The organism is Infirmifilum tikiterense (assembly GCF_054696565.1).
Map to the genome: position 1 here is coordinate 1041117 of NZ_CP182482.1, position 22548 is coordinate 1063664.

The window sequence follows — 22548 nt, forward strand, 5'->3', positions numbered from 1 at the left end:
TAAAATACCTTCTTACGTAAGAACAGATAAGAACGAGGTTTTTATACAAGCCCGTGGTATTAAACATGTTATGAGTGACCTTCACTTGAAGCAGTTTCTCGTCGAGCTCGAACCCCTCTCCCACAACCAGACGGTCTCCGTCGCCGCCGACAGGATGTGGCGCTACGAAACCCCCGTTGTCCCGGTCGTCGACGATGAAGGTAAGTACGCTGGGATCGTCTCGATATTCTCTATCCTCCGGACGCGCGTTCATGGCGAGACGAAGCTGAAGACGGTCGCCGAGAAAGCCCCCACCGTAACCCTCCAATCAGACCCCGTGCAGGTGGCAAGGCTCCTCACGAAGACGGGGCTCCCAGGCCTGGCGGTGACCGAGGACGACAGGGTTGTGGGAGTCATCTCGGCCAGGCGCGTCATATACTCGCTAAACCTTGCACCCCGCGTCCCCGCGAAGCACTTCGCGTATCCCCTTGAGCCCCTGAAGGCGGATGAAAGCATAGAGAAAGCCAGGAAGGTGATGGCGGAGGTGGGGCTCAGGCTCGCACCCGTCGCCTACGAGGAGAAGCTCGCCGGAGTCGTGAGGGTATACGACCTTGTAAACCTCATCTACAACACCCCTCTCCGCAGAGACAGGCTCGGGGAGGTCAAGGGCGACGTCGAGTACTTCCTCTCGCAGCCGGTCTCGAAGATCATGCTGCCAGCCACCAGGGTCCTGCAGGTGGATCACGTTCCAAGCAGGGAAGACATCGCCGAAGGCGCCGTCGTGGTCGACTCGAATCAGAGAGTCGTGGGAGTCATCTCACCGTACCTCTTCCTGCGCAGGCTCCTACCCAAAGTCGAGGAGGCGAAGCTCCCCGTGAGGGTAGAGGGGGTTGAGGAGCTGGACTTCATCGAGCAGAACCTCGTGCTCAGGAAAGCGCTCGAGACTGCGAGGAGCGTCGCCGAGAGGGCCAACCTCCTCAGCCTCGACGTCGTGGTCAAGCCAAGGGAGAAGGCCGGCGACCGGCGCAGATTCGACGTGCAGGTGTCGATCAAGCTGGACAAGGGCGTGCACTCCGCGTCCTCATCCGGCTGGGACGCCGTACAGGCAGTTTACGACGCTCTCGAGGCCACCTACAAGAGCTTCGCGAAGACAAAGGACAAGAAAAGAGAACGCCGCATAAACCTCGCTAGGCTTAGGAAACTGTCGTAAATTAGGAATTCTCTCAGGTTGAGACGGAAAATTGAAGTAACGAAACGATACATTTGTTAATGCGAAAACGATTGAGAGGTAGGGAATAAATTCATGTTAAATAGAGGAGTTGAGATTTGCGTAGCTGGTATTTCTGCTGGGGAGGCGGAAAAAGGCTTGCTCCTAAGCCTTTTCGAGAAGCTTGACGAGCTAGGGATTAGCGTGAGAAAAGTGCTGGCGGTGTTTTCACCTAAAGGAACAACTGCGGTCAAGCTCCCCCTTAACGAGTTAACACGTGTTGACGCAGCGGGTATGTGTGGCAAGATGGGGATGAAGCCCGTAGGCTCCTCGGTTTCTTGCACAGCGTAGTGGAGACCTTTATGTTGATCAAAGGGTTAGCTCAGCAACTTCCTAGGTGGATGTTGGAGGGATTCGCCACGTACGCTGCGGTTCAAGCCCTCAGGTTGCACGATGAAGCGCTGGCCAAGAGGGCTGAGGAGGCGCTCCTCGCCACGCCGCCTGTCAGCAGAGAGGAGCTTGAGAAGTGGAGCGCTGAGTCGCATTTTCAGGTTATCCAAGTGGGTAGCACGCCGGAGCTTTCGCAGCAGCTGGCAAGCGTGATGCCAGTATTGGTGTCTCACCTGCTGGGTGGGGACGAAAAGTACTATGCATCTGCCTATGTCTACGTGAAAGAGCTCGCGCAACAATGCAGCGGTAATCTCCTCGATCTGCTAACGTGCCTGAGGAGGGAGGTGAATGCATAGCATTCCCAGTAAACCGTCGGTCAGCGCCGAGTCTCTGTCGAAGTACTCGCTGAGAGGGCTAACGTTTCACGCTGAGGCGCCGGGCGCCCTGCTGGTTCTCGGGCCGAACGGCTCTGGCAAAACCACCCTGCTGAGGCTCATCGCGGGAGTCCTGAAGCCGGAGAGAGGTCGCGTGCGCGTGATGAGGGCAGACCCGTTCCGCGACCACTGGGTCAGGGGCTTCGTGTCCTTCGCCGCCGAGATGCCGCAGGCCGATGCCTTGGAGACGCCTGCGGAGTACCTTCGCTTCTACGCCGCTACGAGCCCGAGGGAGGTTCGAGGCAGCGTCGAGGATGCTGCCGCGCAGCTCGGGCTCAGAGACCTACTCCGGAAGAGACTCCACGAGCTGAGCGCGGGACAGCGGAAGAGAGTCGAGCTCGCAAAGCTTCTCGTCAGGAGAGCCCCGGTAATGCTCGCCGACGAGCCAACCATGGCACTCGACGCTGAGTACAGGGACAAGGTCTTGAGGTTGCTAAAAAATCTCTCCGAGGAGAGTCTCCTCATAGTTGCCACGCACGACACAGGCTTGGTCAGCGAGCTGGGCGGGGCGGTCTTAACACTGGGCGGTCAGGTTAAACAGGGAGCCGGGGCCGAAGGGCAAGCGTTTTGCGCTGAAGTCAAAGCGGTCGCCGATGGGGCGACCCTCGCGAGGCTGAGGGAGCTTGCTGTGGAGGGCGTGAGGGTGGAGATGGAGGTAGACGTGGAGAGGTTGCTATCACTGCTGGGCGTTGACATCAGGGGGGTATACACGGCCGTCGTAGCCAGAGCACCGGAGGGGCTCCCAGCGGGGGCTCGGGTGATCCACCACGAGGGCCCTGTGCCGGTTAAGGTCAAGGCCTGTGCAGACCAGCCGGGGAGGTTGATCTCCTTTCTTGCAAGGGTGGCGGCGCGGGCCCAGATTGAGGACGTAAGGGTGGGGCGGTAAGAGTGAACTCCGCTCGCTTGTTCACCTCTGTGTACGCCCACACGCTGACCAGGCTCCTGAAGCGTAGGAGCGAGGTTATAGCGGCGCCGACCCTCTCGGTGATCCTTGAGTTCGCGCTACTCCCCTATGGCCTGATGCTCTACGGCGGGGCACTGCAGTTCCATGTTGTCGTCGTCACAGCCCTCGTGGCGACCTCTACTCTGAGCGCGGCCCTCGCAGCGGCAGTTCTCCACGTGGTCGAGTTGCGCCTAGGCCTCCTCGACCAGATCCTCCAGGTTCCGCTTCCGCGCCACATTGTCCTAATCGCGAGGGCGCTAGCGGCGGTGACCGCGGCGCTCCCACCTGCCGTTCTCTCCGTACTCCTGTCCTGGGCCTACGTCCCCGTGACGGTCACCTTTGTCGCGGTCTCGCTTGTGGCGTCTATACTGGCCGGTTTAAGCCTCGTCGGGCTTGCCTCCCTTGTTGGATCTCTCTCCAAGGACATATCGAAGGCCTCTTTCGCGGTGTCCCTGGCCTCTTCGGCGCTCACGCTGCTCAGCCCCGTGTACTTCCCCCTCTCCGTCCTACCCCGTTGGCTCGCTGTGCTTTTGCTTTTCAACCCTTTAACGCCTGCGATCGAGCTGGCCCGCTCGGTGGTGCTAAGCGGTGCGCTGGACGTTACCAGCGCTGTTGCTCTGCCCGCGTCGAGCGTAGTGTGGCTTACCGCTGGCACCGTGGCCTTAAAGCGCAGGATAGAGGAAGCCTAGCGCGCAGCGCGAAACCGATAAAGCTCTGAGAGTTGAGTTAGGGGCTTGAGTAGGTGATGGTTGGGATTTTCCGCGACCGGGTCCACGCGGGCGGGTTGCTCGCTGAAAAGCTGAGCGGATCTGTCGACCCTCACGCGAGCGTCGTCCTCGGAATACCGAGGGGAGGAGTAATCACCGCTAGGAGCGTGGCCGAGAGGCTGGGCGCGCCGCTGAGTGTCATTGTTTCGCGCAAGCTGAGAGCGCCGTACAACCCCGAGCTCGGCATCGGGGCTGTGAGCGAGCACGACGCTGTCTACGTGAACTGGGAGCTCGTGCGGGAGCTGGGTGTGAGCGACGAGTACCTCAATGGGGAGATAGAGCGGCAGAAGAGGAGGGTTCAGGAGTACGTGGCGAGGTTCAGGGGCGGCGCCCCTCTGGAGCTGAGAGGTTTGACGGCAGTTATCGTGGATGACGGCGTCGCGACGGGTGCTACCGTCATCGCGGCGGCGATGGCCGCGAGAAACGCCGGTGCCGCTAGAGTTGTTGTCGCAACGCCTGTGATCGCCGAGGATGTCGTGGGCCTAGTGGCGAGGCACTGCGACGAGGCTGTCTGGGTTTTGAGGCCCGCTGTGCTGTGGGCGGTGGGCATGTACTACGAGGACTTCAGCGAGGTGAGTGACGACGACGTCCTGCGCGCCCTCCGCGGCTCCGCCGTCAGTTGAGCCGGGGCAGGCTTAGCCTCTGACGACTTTGAACCCCGCGGCCTTCCTGAGCCTGTTCATCACGGTGAGGCCGAGGCCCCTCTCCTCGAAGCCCTCGGCGACAATGAAGTCAACACCCTCGCGGTCCAAATCCCTGAGCGCGGCAAACAGTTTCCTGGCGACAATAAACATGTTGCTGCGGGGGCCGAGGCTTCTCACAACCCCCACCCCTTCGTAGAAGCTCGCCGTCTCGTCGCTGCAGAGCACGCCGACTCTCAGCCCGCTCGCCTTCTTGCTGAGAGCTATCTCCCTCACTACCCGGACGAGCCTCGATAGCTCAGAGTAGTCTTCAAGCTCCACAACTACCATTTCCGCCCTTGGGGCGTAGTGTCGGTACCTGGTTCCCGGAGCCAGAGCTCTGTCCGCCTCGCCTAGCCCCCTGGCGAAAGGCGGGATAACCAGCTTCACACCGGCTACCCTCTCGATGTCCTCTACGGGCAGAGCTCCCGGACGCAGCAGGACTGGGGGGTTCTGCGTTACGTCGACGATCGTCGACTCCACGCCGTGCAAAGTGTCCCCCGAGTCTATGATCGCCTCGATCTCGCCCTTGAAGTCTTCAAGCACGTGCTCAGCGCGGGTGGGGGAAGGCCTTCCGGATTTGTTGGCGCTTGGGGCCGCTACCGGCTCGCCAACCTCTTCAATGAGCGACAAGGCCACGGGGTGCGCGGGCACGCGTACGGCAACCTTGGGTAAACCAGCTGTGACCTCGTCCAGGACGCTTTCACTTCTGTGAAGTATGAGCGTGAGAGGCCCCGGCCACAACCTCTCAGCGAGCCTGTAGGCCACCTCCGGGATCTCTCGCGCCACGCTGGGTAGCCAGTCGGGGGAGGCAAGGTGCAGGATTAGTGGGTTGTCCGGGGGCCTCCCTTTGACCCTGAAGATCCTCAGCACGGCATCCCGCCTGCTGGCGACAGCCCCAAGGCCGTAGACGGTCTCGGTTGGGAAAGCCACAAGCCCCCCTTCCTTGAGGATAGCGGCCGCTACCCTGACGAGGTCCCTCTCTGGTTTAAGGGGGTTTATCCTGAGGATCAGCGTCTCAGCACCCAAAGCGGGTCTCGGAGTTGGAACCGACATGTTTTTATATAGTTTTAACTGGTGGGAAAACGCAATCTGCACCCCTTTGAACCCCGTGGGAAGATTTCGTCAATTAACGTATTTTAAAAAAGCAATTGTTATATACTAGAAAAGCGAAGATGCTCCGATGCATCCCATATTAAGTGAAATATTGAACGCGGTACTACTACTAGCGTGGGTTCTCTTCGTGGTAATCGTCATAGCGCGTGTAACCTACAACTACTTCGCCAAGCGCGAAACCCACAAGGTCGCGATATACTATGCCAGGAAGGTCATACACATACTGGCCGGCGGCCTTGTGGCCCTCCTGATCGCCTTATACCCCCTCTTCGAGACCCCACTAGTGCCCTTCGTAATGGGGCTACTCCTAGCTGTTTTCACGTACATTCCCCACAAAACAGGTAAGCTGATGTACTGGTTCCAGGACCCCGACAACATCTACGAGGTCGACTTCTGCATAATGTGGGCCATATTCATAACGCTCGGCTGGTTCGCGGGGAAGCAGCTCGGCTACAACAGCCCCTTCCTCTTCGGCGCTCTACCGCTCCTCTTCATGGCTGTAGGCGACGGGGTGACGGGCATCGTGAGGAACGCGCTCTTCAAAAGGAGGGTCAAGCACTGGAGCGGGAACCTAGCGATGTTCATAGTAAGCGCGGCGATGGCGCTAGCCCTAAACTTCGGCCCCTCGGGCGTCCTATCTGCGCTCGCCGCCAGCTTGGTGGAGCGAGTCGAGTACCTGGGTGGCTTAAGGCTGGATGATAACACTACGGTTCCGATTGTCTCGTTCACGACACTCTACGTGCTACAGTTAATGGGAATTTTCTAACGCTCCTGCCCGTCGAAGCCGTGTTTTTCTCGCTTTCCCCATCTTCAAATGCTAGTGAACCCATACCTTAAGTCACTCTGAATAAAAAGTTCGAAAAGTAAACCAAAAGGTTTATTAGCGCCCATTACAGTTTAGGAACGCTAAGGTGAAAAGTATGGCTGAAGGGAGGATACCGCTCCTAGGAGAAAAAATCCCAACGATGGAGATTAAAACCACACACGGCGTCTTTAAATTCCCGGACGACTTCAAAGGAAAGTGGGTTGTCCTATTCTCGCACCCCGCCGACTTCACCCCTGTCTGCACGACAGAGTTCGTGGCTTTCCAGAAGAGGTGGGACGAGTTCCAGAAGCTGAACGTCCAGCTCATCGGGCTGAGCATCGACCAGGTGTTCAGCCACATCAAGTGGGTGGAGTGGATCAGGGAGAAGCTCGGCGTCGAGATCAAGTTCCCCATAATTGCGGACGACACGGGTGAAATAGCGAAGAAGCTCGGGATGATCCACCCAAGCAAGGGCACGAACACGGTGCGCGCAGTCTTCATCATCGACCCCAACGGCGTCCTGAGGGCAATGCTCTACTACCCGCAGGAGCTCGGAAGGAACATGGACGAGATCCTTAGGATGATCAAGGGCCTCCAAACGTCTGACAAGTACGGAGTCGCTATACCCGCGAACTGGCCTAACAACGAGCTAGTAGGTGACCACGTTATCATCAATCCTGCGGCGGACGAGAAGACAGCGAAGGAGAGGCTCGAGAAGGCTGCTAAAAAGGAGATCGAGTGCTTCGACTGGTGGTTCTGTCACAAAAAAATTTAAAAATTAAATCCTGAATTTTTTTATTTTTACGTAACGTTTTTGCTTTCATAATTATCTACAGGAGGGTTATATACCCGTAAAGCTAGCTGTTACTGTGCCTGAGTTTCTAGACCTGTTGCTTGATGAGGTTAAGCGCAACCGGGAAGAGCTGGCAAAGATTGCGGGAGGCTCCAGCACCACAGCGGAGTGGTACAGGGAGCTTGTCCAGAGGAAGTGGAACCGCTTCCCCGAGCGAGACCTGGAGAGCCGGGCTGTTTACGCCGTCGATAGCAGTAGCGGCACGGTGGAGTTGGCTGGTGGAGGGGTTCTTGTCGTGGCGCGCTCGATAGCCCTCGGAATAGGAGGGTTGCAGAAGAGGCGCTTGCGCCTGGAGGCTTTCTACCCTAAGGATCTGAGAGACTACGAGGACTACTTGCGGCTTCTGCGCGAGCACCTTGAGCACGAGGTGGCGCTTGACGCCCTCGAGACGGATCCTGAGTTCATACTCGTGGACGGCTCGCTGTATGGCAGGATGATACACGTGCTGAAGGAGGTTGAAATACAGGATAGGGAGGACTTCATGTTCGACTACGTTGAAGCCTACAGCGACTTCCTCAGCGCTGCTCTCAGGAAGGGCGCGGTTGTCGTGGGCGTCAGCAAGGATTCGAGGTCGACTCTTTTCAAGGAAGAGGTTCTCAAGGAGCAGGTTTTGCGCATTGCCCGTGAGCACGGTCTTGACACTCAAGACATCCTCAAGCTGTGGTCTGGGCTTAGGCGGAGGCCCCGCGAGATAGTAGAGGAGGTGAGAAGGAAGACCAGCTCCGGAGTGTATCCCGCAGAGCTCTACAAGTTTTTCGAGGAGGCCAGGTCCCCTGTCCCCGACTCGAAGATCCTGTACCACCTGAACCTGGGGAGTGGGTACACGATGCCCCTCCTCCTCAAGCTGTCAAGGGTCCTGGCAGGCCAGCTTGACCTCGTGCTCGACGACGGCTCGGTTGACCATGTGGAGAGGCTGTCGAGGGTCTTCCAGAAGACGCGTGGCAGGATTGGCTCTAGGTTTGAGGATAGGGCTAGGGATCTCATCTCGAGGCTTCGAAACTACCCCCCTGTTGCCATGTTTTACGTAGTATTCGAGAGCGGGGAGGACCCTGTGCGCGTGGATGTCGTGGCGCGAGACATTAGCGCACTTAGCGGGGCTAACGGGCTTCAGGGAGATGCGGGCCGCTTCATGGATGATAAGCCTGAGAGCCTGCTGAGAGTCATCGCCCTGCTGAGGGGGATGTACGCGGGGATCAGGGGCTACAATGTTCTTCTGCTTGAGGCTGACCGGAGGGTTAAAATCTCAGACTCCACACTTGAGACTTACCGTGGGGTTCTGATGCGGGAGCTCGGCTTGTTCTTCCTCTTGTCGAGGGGTGAGAGGCGTGTACACTACCCTTGAACCGATCGGGAGGATCGTCGAGGAGGCTACACCGGAGAGCTTCGTGTTCGTCACGACCAAGGAAGGGCACCCGCAGAAGTTCGAGTACGTCGTGGTGAAGTCTAAGGAGATGTTCGGAGGCCGGTTGCAGGAGGTCAGCGTTCTGGCTCAAGTAGTCGGAGTAGTGTCGAGGAGCAGTGCCTTCACGTCGAAGCTGGACCTAGCGACGCTCGAGCGAGTGTACAGCGCAGGGGTGGATGACTCGAACATACTGTGCATGGCTAGAACGCTGGGCTTCCTAGCCGAGGAGAACGGCAGGAAAGTTGTGCTGATGCCGAGGCGCGCTCTATTCCCGGGCAACCCGGTTTACCTGGCGCCGGACGAGCTCGTGAGGGACTTCTTCTCGTATGACCCTGACGAAGGGTTGCACATCGGGAGTCTCGTCTCAAGACCGTCTGTGCCCGTTTACCTGAGCCTCAACGGCTTCAGGCGGCACGTAGCGGTCATAGCTCAGACCGGCGCAGGAAAGTCGTACACAGTCGGCGTCATCCTCGAAGAACTCCTGAGGCTGGGGGGCACAGCGGTGGTGATCGACCCGCACGCGGACTACGTTTTCCTAAGCCGCACGAGGGACATGAGGAGGCACGAGTTTTCAAACAGGATCCAGATCTTCAGAAACCCCAACAGCACGGGGAGGTACTCCCCGGATCAGCTGGACAACGTTCACGAGCTCATCTTCAAGCTCTCGGAACTGGACGGCGACGAGGTGGCGGCCATAGCGGGCATACCCGAGAGCTGGGCGAACGTGAGGAGCGCTATAAGAGAGGCGGTGAGGGCGCTCAGGGAGGAGAAGAAAAACGCGTACGGGGTCAACGACCTCCTCGCAAAGCTCGACGAGATGGCGAGGTCCTCGGAGAAGAAGAAGAGGGAGGCGGCGAGCAGAGCGTACAACCACCTGCGCAGTCTTGTCAAACTCCGCGTGTTCGGGGACAGAACGACGCCGCTAAAGGACGAGATTCTGAGACCCGGCCACGTCTCTATTCTCGATCTTTCAGGCTTGAACGACGCGAGCCAGGACTACATCGTAAGCAGGGTTCTGGAGGGACTGTTTAACCTGAGGGCTACCGGCCAGTTCCCGTACCCTGTATTCGTGGTGATTGAGGAGGCGCATAGGTTTGTCCCCAGTAAGGCAGCGAAGAGGAGAACGATGTCCGCGGAGATCATTAACACGATCGCCGCCGAGGGGAGGAAGTTCGGCGTCTTCCTAATACTCGTGACGCAGAGGCCCAGCAAGATAGACGCCGACACGCTCAGCCAGTGCAACAGCCAGATAATTCTGAGGATAACGAACCCGCTGGACCAGAGAGCTGTAGCGGAGTCGAGCGAGAGGCTGGGGGAGGAGCTCATGCGGGACCTGCCGGGGCTCAACGTCGGCGAGGCTGTGATCGTGGGTGAGCTTACTCGTATACCTGTTATCGTCAAGGTGCGCGAGAGGATGACGAGGGAGGGTGGGGCAGACATAGACCTTGTAGAGGAGTTGCGTAAGACCCGAGAGGACCTGAACCTGACGGCGCCGAGGCTTCCTCCACCTATCCGTGGGGGGTTCGCGGAGGTGTGAGCATGATAAGAATAGTGCATACGGCCGACAACCACCTAGATCCTAAGATCGGCATCATGGGCCCAAAGGCGCAGGAAAGGAGGCTCGACTTCTACAAGTCCTTCTTGCGGGTCGTCGACTTCGCCCTGAGCGTGAAGCCTCACGTTCTCCTGATCACGGGCGACCTTTTCGACTCGGTTAACCCTAGAAACCCCATACGCACGCGGGTTCTGCAGGCCTTGAGGAGGCTTAGCGGCGAGGGCATCAGGATTTTCGCGATAGGGGGGAACCACGACATGCCGCGCTCGCAGGAGGAAGGCATGTCCCCCCTCAGCGAGCTCGAAGCCGCGGGCTACGTGACGTTCTTCTCGGACACCGTCGAGTTCGGAGTGGAGCACCTCAGCGTCGAGGGCTTCGACGTTGCCGTGGCGGGCATATCTTACGATCACACTATCGAAGCGACGGAGAACCCCCTCCGCTACCGCAACCTCAGGATTCCTGTCGAGGGAGACGTTAACATAGCCATGCTGCACTACAACTTCGCGGGCTTTAAGATACCGAAAAGCTGGTCTGCCCCGACTATAGCACCCGAGGATGTGCCCGAGGGGCTCCACTACCTAGCTCTGGGCCACATACACGCCCACTTCTACACAACAGTTAGAAACGCCTTCGTCGTCTACCCCGGGAGCACCGAAAGGAGGAGCTTCAACGAGGAGGCCGACGAGAAGAAGGGCTTCGTATACGCGGAGCTCAACCCTAGGTCAGGGGCATCGCTGAGCTTCGAAGAGGTCCCCACGCGCAGGATGAAAACAGTCTACGTCGAGCTCGAAGAGAGCGTTGAGAACCCCGTCGCGCGCGTGGTCAGCTCGACCCCTCCACCCGACCCGCAGATGATCATCCGGATTGTGGTTTCGGGTAGAATCCCCCTCGAGAAACTCTCGAGGTACAGTAGGGCGGAGATACTGAAGAGGCTTGAAGACCGCTTTTTCCTGGTCACGATCGACGACTCAGACCTGAAGTGCATCATTAAAGAGGTGCGCGTGTCCCTCGACGCAACGTCTCCAATAGAATCCTTCAGGCGCTACATGGAGGAGGCCATTAAGCAGTCCTCGGGTTACGAGGCGGAGATTGTGAAGAAGGCCCTCAGCAGGGGGTTGGAGGTCCTGCAGGAGGTGGGAGCGTGGTAGTCATCAGGAGCATCAGGGCGGTCAACTTCAGGAGGCTCAGCATACCCGACCCCCTACCCCTAGACAGGGGATTCATAATTATCAGGGGGCCCAACGAGGCAGGGAAATCCACGCTCATCGAAGCAATACTCTTCGGGATCTACGGCGACCACCAGGCAATAGGCGCTATCAGGGGCAACCCTCAGAGAGGCTACGCGGAAGTCGTGAACCACAGGTCTCGAAGAGCGCTGGTCGAGGTCGAGTTCGAGGTTGAGGGAAAGAGGTTCAGGGTGGCTCGCGAGCTCGAAAGGGATGGGGACTCGATCAGGCAGGTGAGCGCCAAGCTGATCGAGATCACGGGTGGCGGAGAGAGGCTGATCGCGACGGGGGTTAAGGCGGTGAACGAGGAGGTCCAGCGCATTATCCGCGTCTCGTGGCGTGAGATGCTGTCGACGAACATCGTGGCACAGAAGGACCTCGAGAGAATAATCGAGATGAACAAGGGTGACCGCGAGAAGATAATCAACCTGATGATGGGGCTTGAGAGCTACAACAAGGCCATGCAGCGGCTAGACGAGGAGAGGCGCGACAAGGAGAGGAAGAGGGAGGACCTCGCGAGGGCTGTCGAAGAGCTTGAGGGGAAAATAAGGGAGCTAGAGGAGCTGAGGAAAAAAGTCTCTGAGTGGAGGGACCTGTTGGAGAAGACTAGGGCTGAGGCTTCGAGGCTACTGGAAAAAGAGAAAATCCTCAAAATCGCGAGGAGCTACCTAGAGGATCTTCGCAAATTTATGGAGCGCAGGCAAGAGCTGGAGAGGAAAATCGAAGCGGTCGAGAGAGAGGCGAAGACCATTCAGGACTATCTGGCGAATTTCGAGAAGAGCCTTAGGGACCAGGAGAACGACCTCAAATACATAGGCGAGCAGAAGCCCTATCTGCAAAGGAAGGTTAAGGATCTGGATGACGAGATCACTCAGGCTCAAAGCACGCTAGAGCAGCACTCGAAGCTACTGGCTGAGATCAAGAGGTACTACGAGATGCGGGAGGAGATACTGGCGAGGATAAAGCAGCTCGCCGATCAGATATCCGAGGCTGAGCTCGAGGTCGAGCGACTGGAACTGGCCCGCGCAGAAGTCGAGGATATTAAAAGGCAGAAAGCGGCGCTGGAGCAGGAGCTGTCCAGGCTCAGCACTCCGGTCTGGTCCAAAGTAGGGGTGGCTGCATCCCTAGTATCCGCTCTGCTCTTCCTTGCGCTCAGCCCCCTGCTCTCTGTAGTTTCCATTCTAATCGGCGCCGTGCTTGCTCTGAGTGGTTTTCAGCTGAAGGCGAGAAGGCAGCACGTGATCGCGTCCCAGGCAATGAAGCTGGACTCCGAGATAAGAGCCAAGGAGGCTCTGTCATCCAGCCTGGATCGCGAGAAAAACAGGTTGGAAGAACTCACGAGGGAGAAGAGCGCTCTCGAGGACAAGGTTAGATTCCTGGAGGCTTCGATATCCGAAATTGCCTCGAAGTCTGGCTTAGAGGAGTTGAAATCACCATCAGACGTAGTTGACGTCGTCGAAGGAGAGGTTGAGCGCCTGAAGGCCCAGGTTGAGGAGCTAAGGCAAAGCAAGTCGAGGCTCGAAGCAGAGATCATGGCTCTGGAGAAGAGAGAGCAGGAGCTGAGAAGAAGCATCGAGAGGACGCGGAGCGAGATCAGCTCGCTGAGGCTCAGGCTCAGCCAGCTTGCAGAGGAAAAGGGTAAGGTTGAGGCTGAGCTAAAAAGCATGTCGCCTCCAGAGCTCCCTGAGGAGTTGTTAGGTCAGCTTAACTACGTCGACAGTGTTTCTAGAAACCCATCCCTTGAATCCGTCAATGAGGCTCTGAGGCATGTCGACGAGGAGCTGAGCGACGTCAGCCAGAGGCGGGCAAGACAGGAAGAGACCATCAAGAACCTGACGGAGAGAATTAGTGAAGCCGAGGAGAAAATACTCCATCTGGACGAGCTAAAGAAGAACCTTGAAACCACGCGCACCGAGCTACAGAAGGTCGAGGAAGATGTGAAGGTCGCTCAGAAAGCCATTGAGGCCATGAGGGAGATCTCTAGGAAGAGGCGGGAGGCCTTCGCACCGAGCGTTGAAAACCATATGAGCAATATCATCTCATACTTCACGGGAGGCAGGTACCGGGCTGTCCGGCTCGACCCAGAGACCTACGACATAGAAGTCTACGACACCGAGGCTGGAAGGTGGCTTAGGAGAGACGTGTACTCAGGCGGCACGAACGACCAGTTCCTCCTCGCCATGAGGATCGCTTTCACGCTAACCCTGCTCCCCGGGGCTAAGGGCTCTTACCCCCGGTTCCTGGTTCTCGACGAGCCCCTCGGCTCCTCCGACGTCGAGAGAAGGGAGCGGATAATGAGGTACTTCAGCGAGGAGCTCACCAGGTACTTCGACCAGATCTTCCTCATAACCCACGTTGACGTAGACGAGCCCCCCAACTCCACTGTGGTGCACGTAGAGGACGGGAGGATAGAGCGCGTGGTAAGAGTAAGCGGAGGCATGGAGGAAATTTAACGCAAATAAACCCCTCTTGGAAGTATTAAACTGTATGAGGGTCGCTGTAGGCTCAGATGACACGTACTATATTGCTCGCTTCGTAGCAGACGAGCTCGAGAGGAGGGGTTTTGAGGTCATCCGCCTAGGCTCACTGGCAACCGGGAAGCCCTACCCATGGCCCCAAGTGGGCTTGGAGGTCGCCAGGCTGGTCGCCGAGGGGAAAGTCGACACGGGCGTAGTTATATGCTACACCGGCACGGGGGTCAGCATCGCAGCGAACAAGGTGAGAGGAGTGAGGGCGGCCCTCTGCTTCGACGCGAAGACCGCCAGGGGGGCTAGGCTCTGGAACGACGCAAACGTCCTCGCCTTAAGCGCCAGGCTCCTCTCAGAGGAGGTCGCCAAGGAGATCCTTGAGGAGTGGTTCTCCGTGAGGGAGCCGGATCCCTCCGAAAGGGAGAACATCGAGTTCCTTAAGAGAGTTGACGCGGAGAGGTGAGGGCCTCTGGCCAAGGGCTTCGTGAAGGACGAGAAGTCGCTCTTCGACGACTTCGAGGAAAAGACCCCCTACTGGGACTACCGCGTCGACAACTACGCGTCGATAACCGTTAGGGACAGCAAGGCCATTCTCTGTAGCGGCCCAACAGAGGCTCTCTACTACTCCAACGCCGAGATCTCTGACGGGAGGTTCGACGATCTCCCATGGGAGGAGAAGACCTTCGAGGCCAAGATCAGGATGACAGACCTGCACTACGGCTCTGCAGGGTGGGGCTTCTGGAACCACTCGATGGTTTTCGACCTGAGCACGCCCATATGGTTCATACACCTTCGGAGCAGGGGTCCGTACCTCTTCCAGGGCTTCTTCGCCCAAGCAGGCACGGGCTTCGTGCCAATAAAGCTGTACAGGGGCTCCCTGCTCATCCCTAGCCTGCTCTCTAGGGCAACGGGCGGCGCCATAGGTGTCACCATATACAGGAGCAAGCCGGTTTTCCCCGACTTGGATCTTAGGGAGTGGCACGTGTACAGGGTGGAGTGGCGGAGCGGGAGGGCTAGCTTCTACATCGACGACGCGCTCGTCGCGGTAATCCCCCTCAGCAAGAGAGCGGCCTCGAAGGCTAGAGCTGACGTGTGGATCGACAACGCGGTTTTCGGGTACAATCGGCGTGACGCTGGGCAGGTCTACAGGCACCTGACGCAGGAGAACAGGTCCAGGTCCTGCGTCGAAGTGGACTACGTGAAAGTCTACTAGAACGTCAGGAGGAGCGGAAGGACAGCGGCGTAGAGTAAAGCGGGTAAGCCGTCGGCTACCTTGATCTTTTTCAAATCTAGGAGGTTTAAGCCCACGCCAACGAGCAGAACACCACCCGCGGCTGTCACCTCTCTAACAGCAAACTCCGGGAGAACCTGACCCGCTAGCCAGCCGACAAGCGCGAGAGAGCCCTGAAAGAGGAAAAGCGCGGGAGCACTGAAAAGAACACCGACGCCCAGCGACGACGCCAAAGCTACGCTCACCACGCCGTCCATAACCGACTTCGCGAGGATTATCGAGGGATCACCCATTCCGTCCCGTAGCGAGCCGACGAGCGTCATTGGCCCAACGCAGAAGGTGAGGAAAGCCGCCATGAACCCCTCAACGAACCTGCCGTTGCCCCGGCTGTACCTGCCCGCCACCCTCTCAATGCCATCGTGTATTCCTAGCGCGCCCCCCGTGGCAGCGCCGAGTATCAGCGAGAAGAGCAGCGAGATCACCCTCTCGCTCTTCAAGGCCATTGAGAGCCCCAGAGAAATCGTGAAAAGCCCTATAACCTCTGGGAGAAACCTTACAACCCTATCGGGGATTCTCTTACCCGCGATGAGCCCGATGGAGGAGCCCGCCAGGACGGCGAGTGTGTTTACCACCGTTCCGAGCATCGGAGCCTCTATGCAGGCGCATTAAAATCTTTCACTCCCGTGTGGAGGTAAACCTTTCAGGCGAAGTTGGGCTGGTGAAAGTTACCCCACACCGGCGGCGGTACGATGCTTAAACTCTCCAGCGTTTATTTCCCACTTACACACAGAGAGATCATCTTTTCTCTATACTCATCCGAGTAGAGTCACGTTAAAACCTCGGGGATGGAAGCGCGTGCATGAGGGTGAAAATCGAAGGTGGATGACGACTCATCTAGTAAACAGCTCTTAGCAAGGTTGCTGGGGCTCCAAACCCCCCTTCTCAGGCTCCGCTCCCTCAACAGGCTTCTCGGCTTCGAGGGCGCTCCCGTCTACGTGAAGTACGAGGGTACAAACCCAACCGGTACCCACAAGGACCGGGCGGCGAGGGCTCATATCGCCCGTGCAGTCGACCTCGGTATGGACACCATTACTGTCGGCACCTGCGGTAACTACGGCGTAGCCATATCCTACTTCGCGAGGCAAGCCGGTCTACGCGCCGTGATCTTCGTCCCCAAATCCTACGAGAACAGCAGGGTCGAGGAGATGAAGAGGTACGGCGCGCACGTGGTATTCGTGGAGGGCACCTACGAGGAAGCCGTCGAAATCAGCTCTCGCGCAGCCAGAGTCAACGGGTGGTACAACGCCAACCCTGGAACAGAGTCCGATGAGGTGAGCACGGAGGCATACAGCTCTATAGCCCGCGAGATAATCAGCGCCCTTGGCGACGCGCCCTACGCCGTCTCCGTCCCCGTGGGCAACGGCACAACGCTCGTCGGCATCTACCTCGGCTTCCTCCGCGCCTACCGCGAAGGCGAGGCGACGAGAATACCCAGGCTCATAGGCGGGACAACGAGCCTAGGCAACCAGATCGCGGCGAGCTGGAGGAGGGGGTCCGCGGAGCCCGTCGCTCTGCCGAGGTCTGAGGTCAGGGAAACCCCGGTAAACGAGCCACTGGTAGCCTACAAGTCCTTCAACGCCCTCGAAGCCCTTGAAGCCATAAGAGCGACAAGGGGCAGGGTTTACGAGTTCAGCGACGAGGATATGCTGGAGATGGCCATGCTCCTGAGGGTGACGGAGAGAATCAGCTCACTCCCAGCCTCTGCCTCATCTATCCTAGCTCTAAAGAGGCTTCTGGCTGAGGGGGAGGTTGAGGGCCCGCTCGTCGCGGTGATAACAGGGAGATGGAGGCGCCTAAAGCACTGATCCTCGCCGAGGGCCTCTTCAGGTCAACCGACGGGAAAACCGCGCACGGGCTCGTCAGGAAAAGCCTGCGGTACAGGATCGTCGGCGTGATCGACAGCACCCTAGCGGGCCGCGACGCCGGGGAGGTTTTAGACGGGAGGCCCCGCGGGATCAGGATCTACAGGAACCTGGACGAGGCCCTGGCAGAGCACCCTGACACAAAGTACCTCATCATCGGGGTGGCCACCCCTGGAGGCAGGCTCCCGGATCTCTACAGGGAGATCGTCAGGAGCGCCATACTGAGAGGCATCGGCATCGTAAACGGCCTCCATGAGTTCATAAGCGATGACCCTGAGCTCGGCCCCCTAGCCAGGCAGATGGGGGTTGAGGTGATTGACGTCAGGAAGATCTTCTACAACACGAGAATCTTCTACACGGGGAAGATTAAGGACGTGAAGGCGCTCAAGGTGGTCGTCGTAGGCACGGACTCCGCCATCGGCAAACGCACGGTGGCCCATATAGTGGCCGACGAGCTAAACGCTAGAGGGGTGAAGACCGTATTCATAGGCACGGGTCAGACAGCGTGGATGCAGGGCGCGAAGTACGTGTTCGTCCTCGACTCCGTTGTGAACGACTTCATACCCGGCGTGCTGGAGGACGTCGTCTGGAGGGCGTACACGGAGGAGAAGCCTAGGGTCCTCGTCGTCCCCGGGCAGGGCTCCCTGCTCCACCCCGTATTCCCCGGGAGCTACGAGATCCTGAACCTCCTCAAGCCAGAGGTAGTCATCCTGCAACACGCCCCGGGTCGGAAGACCCTGGACGGCTTCCCAGAGTACCCGATGCCCCCTCTAGAGAAGTACCTTAAGCTGATAGAGCTGATCACAGACAGGCCCGTCTTCGCGATAACCATCAACACGGAGAACTTGACGCACGACGAGGCAAAAAGGATCGCCGCAGAGCTCGAGGCGAAGCACGGAATCCCCACCGTCATCCCGCTACTAGAGGGCGTGGGGCGCCTGGTAGACCTGATTCTCGAGCGCTTCCCCGAGGTGAAAGGCTAGTGTCGGAAAGGCTAAAGTGCTTCGACAAGATCGTTGTAGGTCCAGTCGCCGTCAAGCCCCGCTCTGCCAGGGTTAAGTACGAGCTACACTTCGACGGCGTCAGAAAGGAGTACACGCTCATCCAATCGTACCCCGAGAGCGTGGGCATCAGAGGGTTCGCCGAGATCTCAACCCTAGCGGGCGTTGTCCCCGCCATAAACTACGGCCTCTTCACGGACACGATCCAGTTTAAGGCCCCTATCCACGAGCTCGACTACAAGTTCATCCTTGACATGATGGACGTCACAGCCCGCGACATACTCGTGAACAGGATTCTGAGCAGGACAGGCCTCATCAAGGAGGAGTTCATACCGAGCGAGGAGGAGGTCACTCCGGAAACCGCGAAGCCGCGCGCGGAGGTGCAGGTCGCCGAAACCTTCCTGGGCAGCGACATAGACTTCGAGCCGGACTACTCCAAGTGCGTGGTGATGTCCTCCGGGGGGAAGGAGAGCCTGCTAACCTACGGGTTACTCAGGGAAGCCGGCTGCGAGACCTACCCGTACTTCGTCAACGAGGCGGGGAGGCACTGGTACACCGCTCTTACCGCCTTCAGGGCGCTGAGAGAGACGGACCCGAAGACAAGGAAAGTGTGGACCAACGTGGACAGGCTCTTCGCGTTCATCGAGAAGAACATGAAGATCGTCGTCCCTAACTACTGGAGGAAGAACCGGGAGATCTACCCCGTTAGGCTCTTCTGGTACGCGCACTACATCTTCTCAGTCCTGCCTCTCGCCGCCAAGAACAATGTCGGGAACGTTGTGATGGGAAACGAGTTCGACGACCCCTCAGGCCTCACGTTCGAGTACAAGGGGATCAGGCACTACTACGCCACCTACGACCAGTCTCTGGACTTCGACCTCTACATGACGGACTGGATGCAACGGCGGGGGATCAGGGTGAAGCAGTGGTCCCCCCTGAGGCCCATAAGCCCCATAATCGTCCTTAGGATACTGTTCAACAGGTACCCGGAGCTCTCCGTGCTCCAGACAAGCTGCCACTCCACGCACATCGAGAACGGCGTCGTGAAGCCCTGCGGGACCTGCTTCAAGTGCAACGGCGTACTCCTCATGATGCTCGCCGAGGGCATCGACCCGACGCTGATAAGGTACGAGAGGAGGCACGTGGAGACGCTGCCCGAGCGAATACAGAAAGGCCTCTTACGCCTCGAAGAGTCCCTCGTCAAGCACTCCCTCTACCTCATCAGCCAGCGCGGGCTCTGGACACTACCCGGAGCCGAGCCGGTGTGGCATGTCGAGATGATACACTTCGACAACGTCAACGCCAGGCCCGACTTCATACCCTACAGGGAGCTTCGCCGGAGGATCCTGGAGATCTACGAAGAGTACACGAAGGGGTATACAAAGCTCATGGGCTCTCAATGGATTCCTATGACAAAAGAAGAAGTGGAACAGGTAAAGAACGCCTAAGATTGAACCTCACCAAGACTCAGAATCCATAGCGCAACAACAGTGTTTTTAGTTATCCTTAGCTTCTTTCCTCGCTCGACTCACGTCTACCCTACTATAGGTGGGTTATAAGGAGGCTGAGGTAAGGTTGCTCAAGTGAAGGCAAAGCTTCCCCCCACGTGAGGTGTGCCCAAGAGATATGAGGAATGACAAAGATTGGTGGATCTGTGGGAAGGAAAAGGAGGAGCTTATAGGTTGACGCGAAAGCCCGTACCGTCCCTCGTGACAAGAACTTTAACGTTCTTCAAGCCGAGCTTTGAAACCGTTTCGATCCATTTGTCTGAGAGAGCGACCACAGCAACAGCCCCCACGAGGTTGGCCTTGGCCTGTTCCACTAGTGAGAACAGAGCGTGAAGGGATTGAAAATCGTTCACGATGCTCTTGACGACGAGTACTCTGCTTTCCTTCTCGATGCTATCCCTGGGAACGTGCAGGTAAATAATCTCGCCTCTCTCTCCTGACGTGTAGGACGCTGTGAGGAGCTTCCCCCAGTTCCCGTAAGCTCTCTCGGAGGCAACGGCGACGTCTGCGAGGAGCCACTCCGCTACGACAACCGCTAAACCGGCGTTGCGCTCCGGGTACGTCAAGACGGTGTCCACCTCCAGTCCCGAGAACAGCTTCCAGACCACGTACCCGATGAGGTTCAGCACCCTGGGGTTGAACAGCAGCCTCCACTCCTCGACGATCTCGTTCTGGCGCGTCAGGCACTCCTTCAGGGCCTTCTCCACGAGCCTTTTCTCGCGTATCGCTTCGAGTATCTTCCTCGCGGTCTGCCTCTCGGGGAAGTGCGAGTAGCTGGTGTACCTCCACAGGACCTGCGACGGGATTCCGAGCAGCTCCTCGAGCTCCTTGAAGGTGTAAACCTCCTTTAAGCCGTTAAGTAGCCTGGCCACGACGTAAGAACTCTCCTCAGCCTCGGTTGACATTCACCAACCAGGGTAAAGAAAGAGCCCAGGTTTATAAGTTATTTCCGCCCTTCCCCCGCGCCCTCCCTTTGCTCGCCCATGATGCTCTCAAGCTCCCTGCGTGCCTCCTCCTGCAGCCTCTTGATCTCGTCAAGCTTCCCGCGAATTCTCTCAAGCCAGTCCCTGCTGGCTTCTATACCCTTGTGCACGAAGAAGGCGATACCCTCGTTCCTGCTCTTAAAGATCCCCGCCTCGACGAGGAGATCGATGACGTTCAAATCAGCCTGCGGTATCCTGACCGAAGAGATTATGGTAGATGGAGTCCGCAGCCACGGGCCAGACAGGGTCTCCTTGATTATCCTGTCCACCTCCTCTAGGGCTTTCTCAAGTGCACGCATGCTCCCCCTTATAACGGTCGGGCCACCGGGACCGGAGATCGCGACCACGGGGAAGCCTCTGCGCGACCTCCTATCCCTGATAGCCTCCTTTATATCCTCTATCAGAGTATCAAGCCTATCCTCAACCTCCTCAACCCTCTCCTCGAGCTCGTCGGCGATATCTTCCATGTACTCCTTCACGTCAGAGTAAAACGAGCTACCCGAGCCCAACAACGAGGCACGCTGCACCAGAAGCTCCCTAATCCTAGCCTTAAACCTGTGCTTCAGCTCTCTCAGCTCCGCGGAGAGTTTCCTCGCCTCGGCGAGAAGCTCTAGCGCTTGCGCATCCGGAACCTCTCCTTCCATGCTTGACTCGATGTTCGCCAAACGCTTGTTAATTTCCTCGAGCTTGGAGGAGGTTTCTTCCCACAGCTTCCTTACCTCTTCGATCAGTCCCTTGAACTCGTCGCTTTCCATGTGTAATGTAACAATACAATTCTATATATGTTTTGCCCAGCGAGAGCACGCAGTGGGTAGGATTTTCAAGCATATAAGCTTGGTGAAGAGTTATAGGCGCTCGACGTCTAGGAGCGCTAGAGGTGAGAAATTATTTCGATCTCGATTACTGGGACAGACTTTTCTTTCGTCTCCTCACCGACTTCCTCGCTGTAGAGCTTTATCTGCCCGTACGATACCTTATCACCTGTCATCCGCTTAACGCTCTCCGTAACGTGAGCGGCTTTGGAGATATTTTGCCCCCTGGCCTTAACGGTCAGCTTTTTGGCTCCCTTCTTCAGAAGCGTGAGAACCTCAAGTATGTACGTGCTAGCGGGCCTCTCCCCGATATAGACAGTTGATTCTTGAGACATCTTTTTTCAAGGAAAATATTACATAGTCGGAATATTAACCTATTTGTCAGCCCTACCTTGCCAAGGCTACGAGCAGCCCCTCGGAGGTTCTTTTGGTTCTCACAATGCCTTTTTCCTCAAGCCTCCTCACACGCCTGAGGGCTGTGGTTGAAGGCATGCCCAGAGCGCTCCGGATCTCGCTGAGGTACGCCTTCCCGCCGCGGCTTCTAAGGAACTCCACTATCATTTCCTCATCCTCGGTTAGAACAGCACCGCCCCTCTTACCCCTCCTCGCGAGGTAGACCGTAACCCCCACAGCTACAGCAGCCACTAGAGCGGCCGCGGCTACGGTTAACGGGTTTAAGCTACCGGATATAACGGGTGTCTGAGGAGCGCCCGGGCCCAGTGAGGGCGGTTGCTGCGTCTCCGGTGGAAGTTCAACAAAGCTCAGCGAGAAGTCTTCTCCGAGCCTGCTGTACCTCAGGACAAGGTACTCTCCCTCCCTCTCGATGCTGTCAGGCACGGGCTCTACTCCCAGTAGCACGTAGCTACTGTGGATCCGGACGACTAGCGACTGATTCCAGGAGTCGACAACTATCGTAGCGGGGTCGCCTGACGAGATCCTGGACACGAAGGTTACGTTCACTGCTTCTCCGGGTTCAAGCAGCATGGCTAGAGTGCTGCCGGAAAGGTTGTAGAAGGGGACTGCTTCCATTGAGCTCGCCACGCTGAGGGATTGGACCTGCCCCGGTAGCGAAATCGTGAGTACGTCCGCGACTGGAGAAGTCGCCGTGATCCTCCCCTCTATTATGCCTCCAGGCTGCACACGTAGCTCCTCAGAGCCCTGCAGGCTCTGGGCTAGCGCCCCCAGCGATAGGATGAGCAAAAGCAACAAAGGAACTAATGCGGTGGCTTTACCGGGCACGACGAGATTTAATTAAGGAGGCTTATA

Annotated in this window: 22 protein-coding genes; 16 read left to right on the forward strand and 6 right to left on the reverse strand. The window is 57.8% G+C overall.

Annotated elements, in window-relative coordinates:
- Nucleotides 1-70 precede the first annotated feature (70 nt).
- The 5 genes from ACNO7C_RS05810 to ACNO7C_RS05830 all read left to right on the forward strand — a co-directional run bounded on the left by ACNO7C_RS05810 (nucleotide 71) and on the right by ACNO7C_RS05830 (nucleotide 4343).
- Complete coding sequence (locus ACNO7C_RS05810) at nucleotides 71-1189, forward strand: CBS domain-containing protein (RefSeq protein ID WP_460024175.1); 1119 nt, start codon at nucleotides 71-73, stop codon at nucleotides 1187-1189.
- Between the two features lie 359 nt (nucleotides 1190-1548).
- Complete coding sequence (locus tag ACNO7C_RS05815; RefSeq protein WP_460024176.1) at nucleotides 1549-1932, forward strand: hypothetical protein; 384 nt, start codon at nucleotides 1549-1551, stop codon at nucleotides 1930-1932.
- On the forward strand, nucleotides 1925-2896 hold the full coding sequence (locus ACNO7C_RS05820) for an ATP-binding cassette domain-containing protein (RefSeq protein ID WP_460024177.1): 972 nt from the start codon (nucleotides 1925-1927) through the stop codon (nucleotides 2894-2896). Before ACNO7C_RS05815 ends, ACNO7C_RS05820 begins: the two co-directional genes overlap by 8 nt.
- Before the next feature lie 2 nt (nucleotides 2897-2898).
- Nucleotides 2899-3642: an ABC transporter permease gene (locus ACNO7C_RS05825; protein ID WP_460024178.1), complete on the forward strand. Its 744-nt coding sequence runs from the start codon at nucleotides 2899-2901 to the stop codon at nucleotides 3640-3642.
- Nucleotides 3643-3698: 56 nt separating this feature from the next.
- Nucleotides 3699-4343 (forward strand): phosphoribosyltransferase, encoded by a 645-nt coding sequence (locus ACNO7C_RS05830; protein WP_460025912.1) that lies wholly within the window; start codon nucleotides 3699-3701, stop codon nucleotides 4341-4343.
- Nucleotides 4344-4355: 12 nt separating this feature from the next.
- Here the strand turns inward: ACNO7C_RS05830 and ACNO7C_RS05835 are convergent, their stop codons facing one another.
- Complete coding sequence (locus ACNO7C_RS05835) at nucleotides 4356-5429, reverse strand: L-threonylcarbamoyladenylate synthase (RefSeq protein ID WP_460024179.1); 1074 nt, start codon at nucleotides 5427-5429, stop codon at nucleotides 4356-4358.
- A 154-nt stretch (nucleotides 5430-5583) separates the two neighbouring features.
- Here ACNO7C_RS05835 and ACNO7C_RS05840 point away from each other — a divergent pair, with 154 nt between their 5' ends.
- From ACNO7C_RS05840 to ACNO7C_RS05875, 8 genes are all read left to right on the forward strand, one after another.
- Nucleotides 5584-6282, forward strand: coding sequence for a dolichol kinase (locus tag ACNO7C_RS05840; RefSeq protein ID WP_460024180.1), 699 nt, complete (start codon nucleotides 5584-5586; stop codon nucleotides 6280-6282).
- 154 nt (nucleotides 6283-6436) lie between these two features.
- Nucleotides 6437-7096, forward strand: coding sequence for a peroxiredoxin (locus ACNO7C_RS05845; protein ID WP_460024181.1), 660 nt, complete (start codon nucleotides 6437-6439; stop codon nucleotides 7094-7096).
- A gap of 94 nt (nucleotides 7097-7190) precedes the next feature.
- Entirely contained in the window at nucleotides 7191-8516 is a 1326-nt protein-coding gene (locus ACNO7C_RS05850) for a DNA double-strand break repair nuclease NurA (RefSeq protein WP_460024182.1), read from the forward strand.
- Entirely contained in the window at nucleotides 8500-10113 is a 1614-nt protein-coding gene (locus ACNO7C_RS05855; RefSeq protein ID WP_460024183.1) for an ATP-binding protein, read from the forward strand. Before ACNO7C_RS05850 ends, ACNO7C_RS05855 begins: the two co-directional genes overlap by 17 nt.
- Nucleotides 10114-10115: 2 nt before the next feature.
- Entirely contained in the window at nucleotides 10116-11279 is a 1164-nt protein-coding gene (locus ACNO7C_RS05860; protein WP_460024184.1) for a metallophosphoesterase family protein, read from the forward strand.
- Complete coding sequence (locus ACNO7C_RS05865) at nucleotides 11273-13810, forward strand: AAA family ATPase (RefSeq protein WP_460024185.1); 2538 nt, start codon at nucleotides 11273-11275, stop codon at nucleotides 13808-13810. The genes ACNO7C_RS05860 and ACNO7C_RS05865 overlap by 7 nt, the downstream gene beginning before the upstream one ends.
- Before the next feature lie 34 nt (nucleotides 13811-13844).
- Nucleotides 13845-14288: an RpiB/LacA/LacB family sugar-phosphate isomerase gene (locus tag ACNO7C_RS05870; RefSeq protein ID WP_460024186.1), complete on the forward strand. Its 444-nt coding sequence runs from the start codon at nucleotides 13845-13847 to the stop codon at nucleotides 14286-14288.
- 21 nt (nucleotides 14289-14309) lie between these two features.
- Nucleotides 14310-15038 carry a LamG domain-containing protein gene (locus tag ACNO7C_RS05875; RefSeq protein ID WP_460024187.1) on the forward strand — a complete coding sequence of 243 codons (729 nt, stop codon included), beginning with the start codon at nucleotides 14310-14312 and terminating at the stop codon, nucleotides 15036-15038.
- Here the strand turns inward: ACNO7C_RS05875 and ACNO7C_RS05880 are convergent.
- Entirely contained in the window at nucleotides 15035-15700 is a 666-nt protein-coding gene (locus ACNO7C_RS05880; protein WP_460024188.1) for a DUF554 domain-containing protein, read from the reverse strand. The genes ACNO7C_RS05875 and ACNO7C_RS05880 overlap by 4 nt on opposite strands.
- 234 nt (nucleotides 15701-15934) lie before the next feature.
- Between ACNO7C_RS05880 and ACNO7C_RS05885 the strand changes: the two genes are divergently transcribed.
- Genes ACNO7C_RS05885 through ACNO7C_RS05895 form a run of 3 tightly spaced genes read left to right on the forward strand, consistent with a single transcriptional unit; the run spans nucleotide 15935 to nucleotide 19427 of the window.
- Nucleotides 15935-16921: a pyridoxal-phosphate dependent enzyme gene (locus tag ACNO7C_RS05885; RefSeq protein WP_460024189.1), complete on the forward strand. Its 987-nt coding sequence runs from the start codon at nucleotides 15935-15937 to the stop codon at nucleotides 16919-16921.
- The gene (locus tag ACNO7C_RS05890; RefSeq protein ID WP_460024190.1) at nucleotides 16900-17961 is read left to right on the forward strand and encodes a DUF1611 domain-containing protein; all 1062 of its coding nucleotides are present in this window, start codon (nucleotides 16900-16902) and stop codon (nucleotides 17959-17961) included. The genes ACNO7C_RS05885 and ACNO7C_RS05890 overlap by 22 nt, the downstream gene beginning before the upstream one ends.
- Nucleotides 17961-19427, forward strand: coding sequence for a hypothetical protein (locus ACNO7C_RS05895; protein ID WP_460024191.1), 1467 nt, complete (start codon nucleotides 17961-17963; stop codon nucleotides 19425-19427). The genes ACNO7C_RS05890 and ACNO7C_RS05895 overlap by 1 nt, the downstream gene beginning before the upstream one ends.
- A gap of 227 nt (nucleotides 19428-19654) precedes the next feature.
- Here ACNO7C_RS05895 and ACNO7C_RS05900 read toward each other — a convergent pair whose 3' ends face one another.
- The 4 genes from ACNO7C_RS05900 to ACNO7C_RS05915 form a co-directional block, all read right to left on the reverse strand.
- Nucleotides 19655-20392, reverse strand: coding sequence for a hypothetical protein (locus tag ACNO7C_RS05900; RefSeq protein WP_460024192.1), 738 nt, complete (start codon nucleotides 20390-20392; stop codon nucleotides 19655-19657).
- 38 nt (nucleotides 20393-20430) lie between these two features.
- Entirely contained in the window at nucleotides 20431-21225 is a 795-nt protein-coding gene (locus ACNO7C_RS05905; protein WP_460024193.1) for a hypothetical protein, read from the reverse strand.
- Between the two features lie 116 nt (nucleotides 21226-21341).
- Complete coding sequence (locus tag ACNO7C_RS05910) at nucleotides 21342-21617, reverse strand: DNA-binding protein Alba (RefSeq protein ID WP_460024194.1); 276 nt, start codon at nucleotides 21615-21617, stop codon at nucleotides 21342-21344.
- Between the two features lie 52 nt (nucleotides 21618-21669).
- Nucleotides 21670-22521 (reverse strand): helix-turn-helix transcriptional regulator, encoded by an 852-nt coding sequence (locus tag ACNO7C_RS05915; protein WP_460024195.1) that lies wholly within the window; start codon nucleotides 22519-22521, stop codon nucleotides 21670-21672.
- Between the last annotated feature and the right edge of the window lie 27 nt (nucleotides 22522-22548).